This is a genomic window from Pseudomonas sp. H2_D02 (genome assembly GCF_054677635.1).
On sequence record NZ_CP162816.1, the window covers coordinates 12,802 to 25,793 of the forward strand.

Below are 12,992 nucleotides of genomic sequence, written 5' to 3' on the forward strand. Positions count from 1 at the left end.
GACAAAGGGCTCCCTAAGGAGCCCTTTGTTTTTTACATCAACGACTTATCAGCCAAACGGATGACGCAGGACGATGGTTTCGTTGCGGTCCGGCCCCGTCGAAATAATGTCGATCGGCGCACCGACCAACTCTTCGACGCGCTTGATGTAGTTGCGCGCGGCCAACGGCAGCTCTTCCAGGGTCTTGGCGCCCACGGTCGACTCGGTCCAGCCTGGCATCTGCTCGTACACCGGCTCCAGGCCGATGTAGCTGTCGGCGTCGGTCGGTGCGTCGATGACGGCGCCGTCCTGGTTCTTGTAGCCCACGCAGATATTGATGGTTTCCAGGCCGTCCAGCACGTCCAGCTTGGTCAGGCACAGGCCCGAGATGCTGTTGACGTCGATGGCGCGACGCAGGATCACGGCGTCGAACCAGCCGCAACGACGGGCACGGCCGGTGGTAGCACCGAACTCGTGGCCGCGCTTGGCCAGGAAGGCACCGACGTCGTCGAACAACTCAGTCGGGAACGGACCCGAGCCGACGCGGGTGGTGTAGGCCTTGGTGATACCCAGGATGTAGTCCAGGTACATTGGGCCAAAGCCCGAACCGGTGGCGATACCGCCCGCAGTGGTGTTGGAGCTGGTGACGTACGGGTAGGTGCCGTGGTCGATGTCCAGCAGCGAACCCTGGGCGCCTTCGAACATGATGTCCTTGCCGGCGCGGCGCAGCTCGTGCAGCTCGGCAGTGACGTCGAGCATCATCGGCTTGAGCAGCTCGGCGTATTCCATGCACTCATCCAGGGTCTTCTGGAAGTCGATGGCCGGCTCTTTGTAGTAATTGACCAGGACAAAGTTGTGGTAGTCCAGCAACTCGCCCAGCTTGGCGGCGAAACGCTCACGGTGGAACAGGTCACCGATACGCAGGCCGCGACGGGCCACCTTGTCTTCGTAGGCCGGGCCGATGCCGCGACCGGTGGTGCCGATCTTCAGCTCGCCGCGGGCCTTTTCACGGGCCTGGTCCAGCGCCACGTGATAGGACAGGATCAGCGGGCAGGACGGGCTGATACGCAGGCGCTCGCGCACCGGTACGCCTTTCTCTTCCAGCTTGATGATTTCCCGCAGCAGGGCGTCGGGCGCCACCACCACACCGTTGCCGATCAGGCATTGCACGCCTTCGCGCAGCACGCCAGATGGAATCAGGTGCAGGACGGTTTTTTCACCGTCGATCACCAGGGTGTGACCGGCGTTGTGGCCACCTTGGTAGCGCACTACGGCGGCAGCATGTTCGGTCAGCAGATCGACGATCTTGCCTTTGCCCTCATCACCCCATTGGGTGCCCAGGACTACGACATTCTTACCCATAACACTTGTCCTCATTCGCGCAAACTTGGTGCCGGCTCCAGGCCGGCAGGAAAACTCAAGAAGCCAGCGGCAATACTTGCCAAAGCCCGTTCTGCTGAATCAATTGCCGGTCGCAGTCCGCTTCACGGGCGGCGGCCAAAGGTTGTCCAGGCAAGGCCTGGACGACACGCTGACCCTCACTGCGCAACTGGCAGACCGCCTGCCAGAGTGCCGCATCCGTACTGTCAGGCATCCAGATACCGCCAGACGGTAGCTCGACTTCAGCACGCCCCAGGGTCACCAGGGTTTTCAAATCGGTGGAAAAACCGGTCGCCGGACGAGCGCGACCGAAGTCAGCGCCGATGTCGTCGTAGCGACCGCCCTGGGCGATGGACTGGCCAACACCCGGGACGAACACCGCGAACACCACGCCGGTGTGGTAGTGATAACCGCGCAGCTCGCCCAGGTCGAAATACAGCGGCAATTCCGGGAAACGCACCGACAGGCGCTCGGCAATCGCCAACAGATCGTCCAGCGCCGCCAACACCGGGGCCGGCGCGCCGGCCAGGCGCTCGCGGGCAGCGTCCAGCACTTCACGGCCACCACAGAGATCCACCAACGCCCGCAACATGCCAGACAGATCGCTCGGCAGGCCTTCGGTCAGGCTGATGACTTCATCGATGGCCTTGCGCTGCAAGGCGTCGAACAACCGTTGCTCCACTTCACCGGACAAACCGGCCGCACGGGCGAGGCCACGGTAGATACCGACATGGCCAAGGTCCATGTGGACATCCGGCACATCAGCCAGTTGCAGCATGGCCAGCATCAGGCTGATGACTTCAACGTCGCTGCTTGGGCTGGCATCGCCGTACAGTTCGGCACCCAGCTGAATCGGGCTGCGCGAGGATGACAAGGCGCGCGGCTGGGCATGCAGGACGCTGCCGGCGTAGCACAGGCGGCTCGGGCCTTCGCGACGCAGGGTGTGGGCGTCGATGCGCGCCACTTGAGGCGTGATGTCAGCCCGAAAGCCCATCTGCCGCCCCGATTGCGGGTCGATGACCTTGAAGGTGCGCAGATCCAGGTCCTGGCCCGCACCGGTCAGCAGGGATTCCAGGTACTCGATATGCGGGGTCACGACGAACTCGTAACCCCAGCTCTGGAACAGATCCAACACCTGCCGACGCGCTACTTCGATACGCGCGGCTTCCGGTGGCAGTACTTCTTCGATGCCATCTGGCAGCAGCCAGCGGTCTACCGTTGCCATTACGCCATTCCCCTATGGTCCGGGCGGCCAGCTTTCGGGCTGGCCTTGAGTGAAGCAGAAAATGCCCGCGTCATGCGAAAAACCGCAAACAACGCGCAAGGGCGACGTGACGAATGGCCCTGGATCGGCCTCGCCAAGCACTTTCCTCGAAAAACCTGTCGGGTCGTTCAACCCGACGCCTGCACCGCATAAACCACAATCGAACGCGCAGACGCAAAAAAGCCGGGAATTTCCCGGCTGCCGCATCATACACACGTTTTCCCAAAGGATCACCCCGCCCGACGTTTTAGCCGCCGGGCGGAGTGCTTCAGGTCAACGTCGTATCAAGGCTTGGCCTTTTCCAGGTAGTGGAAAAAGTCGCTGCTTGGGTCCAGGACCATGACGTCGGATTTGTTCGCAAAGCTTTCACGGTAGGCGCGCAGGCTACGGTAGAACCCGTAGAACTCCTGATCCTGGCCGTACGCCTTGGCGTAGATCGCCGCGGCCTGGGCATCACCATCACCGCGGACCTCTTCCGATTCACGGTAGGCTTCGGCCAGCAGCACGCGGCGTTGACGGTCGGCGTCGGCACGGATGCCTTCGGCCAGCTCGTTACCCTTGGCGCGGTGCTCGCGGGCTTCACGCTCGCGCTCGGTGCTCATGCGTTCGAACACGCTGCGGTTCACTTCCTTCGGCAGGTCGATGGCCTTGACCCGGACATCGACCACTTCGATACCCAGCTCTTTTTCCGCCATTGCGTTCAGCGAACGGGTGATGTCGGCCATGAGCGCATCACGCTCGCCGGACACCACTTCATGCAAGGTACGCTTACCGAACTGGTCACGCAGGCCCGACTCCAGGCGACGGGACAGGCGTTCGTCGGCGATCTGCTTGAGGCCGGAAGTCGCGGTGTAGAAGCGCTCGGCATCCTTCACGCGCCACTTGGCGTAGGCATCGACCATCACGGCTTTCTTTTCCAGCGTCAGGAAGCGTTGCGTCGGTGCATCGAGGGTCATCAGGCGGCCGTCGAACTTGCGCACCTTGTTGACGTACGGCACCTTCACATGCAGCCCTGGCTGGACATCAGCCTGGACCACGCGACCGAATTGCAGCAACACCGCACGCTCGGTCTGAGCCACGATGTAGAAGCAGTTCCAGGCAGCGATCGCCACGACGACACCGACAATAAGGGCGATCAGCGATTTATTGCTCATCAGCGACTCTCCCTGGTACGTGCTTGCTGTTGCTGCAGATCCGCCGCCGCACGGGCATTGGCTTCATTGCTCGCGGCTGCCGCGCTGGTGGGTGGCGTACCGGTATTGCGGCTGCCCTCGACCATCTTGTCCAGCGGCAGGTACAGCAGATTGCTCTGGCCGTTCTTGTTGCCGGTCACGAGGACCTTGCTGGTGTTGCTGAAGACTTCCTGCATGGTGTCCAGGTACAGACGCTGACGGGTCACTTCAGGGGCCTTGCGATACTCGGCCACCAGCTTGGTGAAGCGATCAGCCTCACCCTTCGCACGGGAAACCACTTCGTCGCGATAACCGTTGGCATCCTCGATGATGCGCTGGGCCTGGCCACGGGCTTCCGGCACGACGCCGTTGGCATAGGTTTCGGCCTGGTTGCGCGAACGCTGTTCGTCTTCACGGGCGCGGATCACGTCGTCGAAGGCTTCCTGTACTTCGCGCGGTGCCGCTGCGCTCTGGACGTTGACCTGGGTGACGGTGATACCGGTGCGATAGGTATCGAGGAAGCGCTGCAGGCGTTCCTTGATTTCGCTGGCCATCAGCTCACGGCCTTCGGTCAGCACCTGGTCCATGGCAGTGGAGCCCACCACATGGCGCAAGGCACTTTCAGTCGCGTGTTGCAGGCTGATTTCCGGCTGGTCGACGTTCAGCACGAAGTCCTGCAGGTTGGTGATCTTGTACTGCACGGTCAGCGGCACTTCGACGATGTTCTCGTCTTCGGTCAGCATCTGGCCCTGCTTGGTGTAGGCACGCTCACGCGTGACGTTCTCCATGTACTTCTGGTCGATCGGCGGGAAATAGATGTTCAGGCCCGGGCCGACGGTTTCGTAGTATTTGCCGAAGCGCAGCACAACGGCCTGCTCCTGCTCGTCCACGACATAAACCGCACTGTACAGCCAGACAGCCGCGAGCACGACAAGACCGATGCCGAGCAGGCCGAAACCGCCGCCCTTGCCCGGACGGCTGCCGCCATCGTCACCGCGTTTCTTACCACCACCGAACAAACCGTTCAGGCTTTCCTGCAGCTTGCGGAAGGCCTCGTCGAGATCCGGTGGTCCCTTGCGGTCGCCGTTGTTACGACGCTTGCCGCCCCAGGGATCCTGGTTATTCGAGTTGCCACCCGGCTCATTCCAAGCCATAGCGCTCTCCATCTGATAAAGCAAAGACGCACCCACGGCGCGCCGGCCAATGCTACAGAATGCCTGACACAGCTTTCTCAGGCTTTTATTGCAAAGTGTGTTGCTCGATGAATTCCATCGGTTGCAGCCCTTCACGACTGACCAGTCGGTTCAGTTCCGACCGTGGCAGGCGAACGGCAAGCAGGCAAGCGCCTTCTTCGTCGTGTTCTTCTTTCTGTACCGCACCCAGCTCGAAAAACTGCGCACGCAGCCGGGCAAAACGCTGCGGCAGCTTCAGGGTGCCAACAAACAGGTCATCGCCCAGCAGCTCCGCCACGGCCTGCTTGAGCAGGTCCAGGCCGCTGCCATCGCGGGCCGAGAGCCAGACCCGTTGCGGCTTGCCATCGGCATCGCGCTGGATCTGCGGCTCGACCCCTTCGAGCAAATCGAGTTTGTTGTATACCTCGAGGATCGGCAAGTCCTGGGCCCCGATCTCGCCCAGCACCACCATGACCTGCTCGATCTGCAGCATCCGATCCGGTTCGGCGGCATCGATCACATGCAACAGCAGGTCGGAGTTGCTCGACTCTTCGAGCGTAGCTCGGAAAGCCTCGACCAGCTTGTGTGGCAAATGCCGGATGAAACCCACGGTATCGGCCAGCACGATCGGCCCGAGGTCGTTCAGCTCGAGCCGGCGCAGGGTCGGGTCGAGGGTGGCGAACAATTGGTCGGCGGCGTACACGTCGGATTGGGTGACGTTGTTGAACAGGGTCGATTTGCCGGCGTTGGTATAACCCACCAGTGAAACCGTCGGGATGTCGGCGCGCTTGCGGCCGCGTCGCGACTGCTCGCGCTGGCTGCGGACCTTCTCCAAGCGCCCCTTGATCTGGCGCAGGCGAACCCGCAGCAGACGCCGGTCGGTTTCCAGCTGGGTTTCACCCGGGCCGCGCAGGCCGATACCGCCCTTCTGCCGCTCAAGGTGAGTCCAGCCGCGAACCAGCCTCGTGCTCATGTGTTCAAGCTGGGCCAATTCGACCTGTAGCTTGCCTTCATGGGTACGGGCACGTTGGGCGAAGATATCGAGAATCAGCCCGGTGCGGTCGATCACGCGACACTCGAAGACGCGCTCGAGGTTGCGTTCCTGGCTGGGCGTAAGGATGTGGTTGAAGATCACCAGATCGATATGCTCGGCCTTGACCAGGTCGCGCAATTCCTCGACCTTGCCGCTGCCGATCAGGAATTTGGCGGTTGGCCGATGACGCGGCACGTTGAAAAACGCGACGGTCTCGGCGCCGGCCGAAATTGCCAATTCCTGAAACTCCTGCGGATCTTCGCGCGCCTCAGGGTCCTGTCCTTCCAAGTGAACGAGAATAGTCCGCTCACCACCACTGTGGCGCTCAAAGAACAAAGGAGGCTCCTATCAGGCGTTACCCGGTTCAGCGTCACCGCCTTCGGATTCGGTTGCGCTAGGCAGACGAATCGGACGAACCGGCACCACTGTCGAGATAGCGTGCTTGTAGACCATTTGGCTGACGGTATTTTTCAGCAGGATGACGAATTGGTCGAAAGACTCGATCGTGCCTTGCAGTTTGATCCCGTTGACCAGATAGATGGACACCCCAACTTTCTCTTTACGTAAAGTGTTCAAGTAAGGGTCTTGTAGCGAATGCCCTTTTGACATGTGCCGCACTCCTTTAAGGATCAATTATAAAATTCGGAATCAGATGACTTGGGCCGTCACACCCCCAAGGATAGACGGCAATTGCAAGGACTCAGCTCAATATGGAGATGGTCCCGAGGTATTTCAAGGCGCGTGGCAGATTGTCGCAATCAAGACTGTCGAGCCAATGCAGATCAGTCCAGCTGCGCAGCCAGGTGAACTGGCGCTTCGCCAATTGACGCGTGGCGATAATCCCCCGCTCGCGCATCTCGGCTGACGTCAGCTTGCCGTCCAGGTAGTCCCAGACTTGTCGATAACCCACCGCACGTATAGACGGCAACCCGGCATGCAGGTCACTTCGCTCACGCAGGGCTACGACCTCGTCTATGAATCCCTGTTCCAACATTAATGTGAATCTTTGTTCAATTCGCCGATGCAGCACTTGCCGGTCCGCCGGAGCGATGGCCAGATTCGCGACAGTATAGGGCAATTGTTGCAGTCCCGAAGCGGCTGCTTCAGTACTTTGCGCAGATTGTCGTTGCCGCAACGCCGTCATGCTCTGGCCGCTGACCCGATAAACCTCCAGGGCCCGGCTGAGTCGTTGCGGGTCGTTGGGGTGAATGCGCGCTGCGGACTCGGGGTCGATAGCCGCCAATTGCTCGTGAAGCGCTTGCCAGCCAAGGCGTGCAGCCTCTTCTTCGATCTGCGCGCGCACCTCGGGATCGGCCGCCGGCATGTCCGCCAACCCATCGACCAAGGCCTTGTAATACAGCATCGTGCCGCCCACCAGCAGCGGAATCTTGCCCCGCGCGGTGATCTCGGCCATGGCCTGGAGCGCGTCACGCCGAAAATCAGCCGCCGAATAGGCTTCGGCCGGGTCAAGGATATCGATCAGCCGATGAGGGAACTCAGCCAGCAGTTCTTTCGATGGCTTGGCGGTGCCGATGTCCATGCCGCGGTAGACCAGCGCCGAATCAACGCTGATCAACTCGCAGGGCAAGACCTTGGTCAGCTCGATGGCCAGGTCGGTCTTGCCGGCGGCCGTCGGCCCCATCAGGAAAATTGCGGGGGGCAACTGGCTCATCAACGACCGCGCAGGAACAGTTTGTCCAGGTCGTCCAGGCCCAGTTGGGTCCAGGTCGGCCGGCCATGGTTGCATTGACCGCTGCGTTCGGTGTTTTCCATATCCCGCAGCAGGCCGTTCATTTCCGGCAAGGCCAGGCGCCGGTTCGCGCGGATCGCACCGTGGCAAGCCATGGTGCCGAGCAACTCGTTCAAGTGCGCCTGGATCCGGTCGCTGGTGCCGTATTCCATCAGGTCTGCCAGCACGTCGCTGACCAGGCGATTGGCCTCGGCCTGCTTCAACAAGGCCGGGATCTGCCGGATCGCCAGGGTTTCCGGGCCCAAGCGCTGCAATTCAAAGCCCAGGCGCTGGAACCAGCTCACATGTTCTTCGGCGCAATCGGCTTCACGCTGGCTGACGGCCAGGGATTCGGGGACGAGCAGCGGCTGGCCGCTCAAGCCTTCGCTGGCCATGGCGATCTTCAATCGCTCGTACATGATCCGCTCGTGGGCGGCGTGCATGTCCACCAGGACCAGGCCTTGGGCGTTCTCGGAAAGGATGTAGATGCCCTTGAGCTGCGCCAGGGCATAACCCAGCGGCGGGATATCGCCCTGGCCGTCGGGCAACGCCGTCGCCGCGATTTCAGGCAACGGCTTGAAGAATTCGCGATACGCCGCCTGGGCCTCGGCCGCCGGCACATTCGACTGGGGACGCGGGGTGTATTGATATTGATAACCGCTGCTAGGCGCCGCTTCCGGCCGTATTGAAGCTCGGTTGGGGCTGAGGTTGCTCCAGCAGTGCATGGGCGGCCAGGCGCATTTCACCCTGGGGGCCGAATTCGCCAGCCTCCAGCCCGGTTGGGCGGACCATGCCGGCCACCGCCGCCGGGGCCGCCAACTGGTCTTCGGGGCGCACATCGCCCAAGGCACGGTGCAAGGTGCCATAGAGGAAATCGTGGACCATGCGCCCATCACGGAAACGTACTTCATGCTTGGTCGGGTGCACGTTGACGTCCACCACCGAAGGATCGACCTCGAAAAACAGCACGAAAGTCGGGTGCCGACCGTTGAACAGCACATCGCGATAAGCCTGGCGCACCGCGTGGGCCACCAGTTTGTCGCGCACCGCCCGGCCATTCACGTAGAAATACTGCAAGTCCGCCTGGCTGCGGGAGAACGTCGGCAAACCGACCCAACCCCACAGGTGCAGGCCATTGCGCTCCACCTCGATGGGCAACGCCTGCTCCAGGAACCCCGCGCCGCACACCGCCCCCACGCGCCGGGCGCGGGCCGCATCGTCCCGGGCTTCGTGCAGGCTGAGGATGGTCTTGCCGTTGTGGCGCAGATGGAAGGCCACATCAAAACGCGCCAGGGCCAGGCGTTTGATAACTTCTTGCAGGTGATCGAATTCGGTTTTCTCGGCCTTGAGAAATTTACGCCGGGCCGGAGTGTTGAAGAACAGGTCGCGCACTTCCACCGAAGTGCCCACCGGATGGGCGGCGGGCTGTACGTGCGAGGCCATGTCGCGGCCTTCGGTCTCGACCTGCCAGGCCTGGTCGGCGTCGCGGGTGCGGGACGTGAGTGTCAGGCGCGACACCGAGCTGATCGACGCCAGCGCCTCGCCACGAAACCCCAGGCTCATGACCCGTTCGAGGTCTTCCAGGTCACGGATCTTGCTGGTGGCGTGACGCGCCAGGGCCAAGGGCAGGTCGTCAGCCGGAATCCCGCGACCGTCGTCGCGCACCCGCAACAGCTTGACTCCGCCCTGCTCGACATCCACGTCGATGCGCTTGGCCCCGGAGTCGAGGCTGTTTTCCAGCAACTCCTTGATCACCGACGCCGGACGTTCGACCACCTCGCCGGCGGCGATCTGGTTTGCCAGCCGGGGGCTGAGCAACTCGATACGGGCGTTGCTGCCGTTCGCTTCGTCGCTCATTGCTTGACCGCCACTTCATTGCCCGGAATGGTCAGGGTCTGGCCAATCTTGAGCTCATCGCTCTTGAGATTGTTGGCGCTGCGCAAGGTGGCGGGCGACACCTGGTAGCGCACGGCGATCATCGCCAGGGTTTCGCCCGGACTGACCCGGTGGTCCCGCGGCCCCTGGGCGATCTTGCCCGAATCGCGCAGCCAGGCAATGTAGGTGCCCGGCGGTGGATTCTGCTGGAAGAACTGCCGCACGCCGCTGCTGATGGAGCGGGCCAAGGCCTGTTGGTGACTCGAAGACGACAGCTTCGAGGCTTCGTTGGCGTTGGAGATGAACCCGGTTTCCACCAGGATCGATGGGATATCCGGCGACTTCAGTACCATGAACCCGGCCTGCTCCACGCGTTGCTTGTGCAACGGTGTGACGCGGCCGATGTTGCTCAGGACTTTCTGGCCGACGTTCAGGCTGGACGTCAACGAGGCCGTCATCGACAGGTCGAGCAGGACACCGGCGAGCATCCGGTCCTTGTCGTCGAGGCTGACGTTGCCGGCACCGCCGATCAGGTCGGAACGGTTTTCGCTGTCGGCCAGCCAACGGGCAGTCTCGGAAGTCGCGCCACGGTCGGACAGGGCAAACACCGAGGCGCCGAACGCGGCGGCGGAAGGCGCGGCGTCGGCGTGAATGGAAACGAACAGGTCGGCGCCTTTCTTGCGGGCGATTTCGGTACGGCCGCGCAACGGGATGAAATAGTCCCCCGTGCGGGTCAATTCGGCGCGGAAGCCTTTCATGCCGTTGACCTGGCGCTGCAACTCACGGGCGATGGACAGCACCACGTCTTTTTCGCGCTGCCCACGCGAGCCCGAGGCGCCCGGGTCTTCGCCACCGTGGCCGGCGTCGATCACGACAATGATGTCGCGCTTGCCGGCCGGAGCCGGTGGCAGCTTGATCGCAGGCTCGGTCGGCGTCACCGGAACCGCAGGCACCGTGGCGACATTGGTCGGCGGCGGTGGAGGCGGCGCGGCGTCGGCCGGGTTGTCGAACAGATCGACCACCAGCCGGTTGCCGTACTGGGCGTTCGGGGCCAGGGTGAAGCTTTTGGGCGTCACGGCTTTTTTCAGGTCGATGACCACCCGCAGGTCGGTCGGCGTACGCTGGGCCGAGCGCATTGCGGTAATCGGCGTGTTGGCGGTGGGCACGTTCAGCGGTGCGCCCAGGGACGCACCGTTGATGTCGATCACCAGGCGATCCGGGGCGCTCAGGGTGAATACGCTGTGCTGAACCGGGCCTGTCAGGTCGAACACCAGCCGGGTATTGTCCGGCGCCCGCCACAGGCGAACGCTGTTGACCTTTGTCTCAGCCACAGCATCGACGGCCAGTGCCGTAAGCAACAGTCCTACGACAGCAACCACCGCGCGAAAGCGCATACCAAACCCCATCATCTAATTAGTTTTCCAAAGCCAAGGCGGCACACCACGACTCGCCACGCGAGCCTTGCGGTGTCAGTTTCAATGAACGCCCGCCGTTCTGCGCGCCAATGGTAATGGTCAGGTCGGGCTTTGGCAAAAAGCCTGCACCCTTCTGGGGCCATTCGATCAGGCACAAGGTGTCGTCCTCGAAATAGTCGCGGATGCCGAGGAACTCCAGCTCTTCGGGATCCACCAGTCGGTACAGGTCGAAATGGAAGGCCCGGACGTCGCCGATCTCGTAGGGCTCGACCAAGGTGAACGTAGGACTCTTGACCGAACCGACGTGTCCGAGGCCGCGAATGATGCCGCGGGACAGGGTGGTCTTCCCCGCGCCCAGGTCGCCTTCGAGGAAGATCAGGCCGTGGCCTGCGGTGATCTGCGCGATGCGGGCGCCAAATTGTGTCATGGCTTGTTCGTCCGCCACGTACAGGATTACTTCAGACACGGTGATTGCTCCTCCAACAACTGACGAATGGCCGGGATCAGATCGGTCGCCGCCAATCCTCGGCCCGCGCGACCGACCTGGACACCGGCATTGGCATGCAGCCAGACCGCCAGGCAGGCGGCTTCGAATCCTTCCATTCCCTGGGCCAGCAAGGCGCCGACCACCCCGGCGAGCACATCCCCCAGGCCGGCAGTGGCCATGGCCGGATGCCCCTCGCCGCAGACCGCCAGGCGGCCGTCCGGGCTGGCGATGAGGCTGCCGGCGCCCTTGAGGATCACGGTGGCTGCATATTTTTTGCTCAATGCATGGGCCGCCGCCGGGCGATCGGCCTGCACTTGGGCGGTGGATATTCCCAGCAACCGCGCGGCTTCGCCCGGATGCGGGGTGATGACGCATTGCTCGGGCAGGCTGACCGCGCCGCCGCTCAGCAAGTTCAGCGCGTCGGCATCCCACACCTGGGGCAGCGACGCATTGGCCGCCGCCGACAGCAGGCTACGCCCCCAGGCGGCCTGGCCCAGGCCCGGGCCGACCACCAACACGCTGGCCTGCTTGAGCAAGCCCATCAACTGGTTCGCCGAATGGGTGCCTTGCACCATCACTTCCGGCAGACGCACCAGCGCCGAGGCGACGTGCTCGCTGCGCGTTGCCATCGAAACCATGCCCGCGCCACAGCGCAGGGCGCTTTCAGCGCTCATCTGGATCGCGCCGCCGAAACCTCGGTCGCCGCCAATCAACAGCACATGACCGAACTTGCCTTTGTGGGATGTGGGGACTCGAGGCGCCAGACGCGGCAGATTATGTGGCAAGAGTAATCGAGCACTGGCAGGCGCCGACTCGACGAGGTCAGGGTCCGCGTGCAGGTCGTTGAACACCCACTCACCCACTCGATCCGCTGCATCCCCGGTGAACAGGCCAAGCTTGAGGCCAATGAACGTCACGGTCAGGTCAGCCGCTACCGCAGTTCCCAGCACGCGGCCAGTGTCGGCACACAAGCCAGAGGGGATATCCACCGCCGCCACCGGCAAACCGCTGACATTGATTGTATCGATCGCGCGGACATACGGTTCGCGCACTTCGCCAGTCGTCCCGGTGCCAAGCAACGCGTCGAGCAACACACCACGCAATTCGGAATCGTCCGCCCAGGGCTCCACCGGCACACCGACCGCCACCGCCTCGGCATGGGCATTGGCGGCGTCTCCCAGCAAGCGCCGGGGCTCGCCCACCGCCAGCACCCGCACCGACCAGCCGGCGCGGCGGGCCAAGGCGGCCACCAGATAACCATCACCGGCATTGTTGCCGTGGCCGGCCAACACGGTCAGTTCGGTCGCTTCGGGCCAGCGCCGGACGATCGCTCGCCAGGTGGCGCGAGCGGCACGCTGCATCAATTCAAAGCCGCTGGTACCTGCCGCGATCAGTTGTGCATCGAGGGCCCGGACCTGCGCGGCGCTGTACAGCGCGTCGGGAAAATCATCTTTAGTGTGCGGCATGCGTCTTCGGGCTCCGATGT

Annotated in this window: 10 protein-coding genes and 1 pseudogene; all 11 read right to left on the bottom strand. The window is 62.9% G+C overall.

Annotated features, from left to right (window positions below):
• Positions 1-48 precede the first annotated feature (48 nt).
• The 11 genes and pseudogenes from AB4N42_RS00070 to AB4N42_RS00120 all read right to left on the bottom strand — a co-directional run bounded on the left by AB4N42_RS00070 (position 49) and on the right by AB4N42_RS00120 (position 12,972).
• Positions 49-1,341, bottom strand: a complete 1,293-nt coding sequence (locus tag AB4N42_RS00070; RefSeq protein WP_030140158.1) for an adenylosuccinate synthase — start codon at positions 1,339-1,341, stop codon at positions 49-51.
• Positions 1,342-1,396: 55 nt separating this feature from the next.
• Entirely contained in the window at positions 1,397-2,584 is a 1,188-nt protein-coding gene (locus AB4N42_RS00075) for an ATP phosphoribosyltransferase regulatory subunit (RefSeq protein WP_198797214.1), read from the bottom strand.
• Positions 2,585-2,907: 323 nt separating this feature from the next.
• Positions 2,908-3,777, bottom strand: a complete 870-nt coding sequence (gene hflC, locus AB4N42_RS00080; RefSeq protein WP_030140160.1) for a protease modulator HflC — start codon at positions 3,775-3,777, stop codon at positions 2,908-2,910.
• Positions 3,777-4,949 carry an FtsH protease activity modulator HflK gene (gene hflK / locus AB4N42_RS00085; protein WP_030140161.1) on the bottom strand — a complete coding sequence of 391 codons (1,173 nt, stop codon included), beginning with the start codon at positions 4,947-4,949 and terminating at the stop codon, positions 3,777-3,779. The genes hflC and hflK overlap by 1 nt, the downstream gene beginning before the upstream one ends.
• A gap of 85 nt (positions 4,950-5,034) precedes the next feature.
• Complete coding sequence (gene hflX / locus AB4N42_RS00090) at positions 5,035-6,336, bottom strand: ribosome rescue GTPase HflX (protein ID WP_030140162.1); 1,302 nt, start codon at positions 6,334-6,336, stop codon at positions 5,035-5,037.
• A 12-nt stretch (positions 6,337-6,348) separates the two neighbouring features.
• Complete coding sequence (gene hfq / locus AB4N42_RS00095) at positions 6,349-6,609, bottom strand: RNA chaperone Hfq (protein ID WP_003186419.1); 261 nt, start codon at positions 6,607-6,609, stop codon at positions 6,349-6,351.
• A gap of 91 nt (positions 6,610-6,700) precedes the next feature.
• Positions 6,701-7,672 (bottom strand): tRNA (adenosine(37)-N6)-dimethylallyltransferase MiaA, encoded by a 972-nt coding sequence (gene miaA / locus AB4N42_RS00100; protein WP_431146391.1) that lies wholly within the window; start codon positions 7,670-7,672, stop codon positions 6,701-6,703.
• Positions 7,672-9,586: pseudogene (mutL, locus tag AB4N42_RS00105) on the bottom strand (DNA mismatch repair endonuclease MutL). The gene miaA and the pseudogene mutL overlap by 1 nt, the downstream one beginning before the upstream one ends.
• Positions 9,583-11,013, bottom strand: a complete 1,431-nt coding sequence (locus AB4N42_RS00110; RefSeq protein ID WP_030140165.1) for an N-acetylmuramoyl-L-alanine amidase — start codon at positions 11,011-11,013, stop codon at positions 9,583-9,585. Before AB4N42_RS00110 ends, mutL begins: the two are co-directional and overlap by 4 nt.
• 4 nt (positions 11,014-11,017) lie before the next feature.
• Positions 11,018-11,485: a tRNA (adenosine(37)-N6)-threonylcarbamoyltransferase complex ATPase subunit type 1 TsaE gene (gene tsaE, locus AB4N42_RS00115; protein WP_460115690.1), complete on the bottom strand. Its 468-nt coding sequence runs from the start codon at positions 11,483-11,485 to the stop codon at positions 11,018-11,020.
• Positions 11,473-12,972 carry an NAD(P)H-hydrate dehydratase gene (locus AB4N42_RS00120; RefSeq protein WP_460115691.1) on the bottom strand — a complete coding sequence of 500 codons (1,500 nt, stop codon included), beginning with the start codon at positions 12,970-12,972 and terminating at the stop codon, positions 11,473-11,475. The genes tsaE and AB4N42_RS00120 overlap by 13 nt, the downstream gene beginning before the upstream one ends.
• Positions 12,973-12,992: the final 20 nt, after the last annotated feature.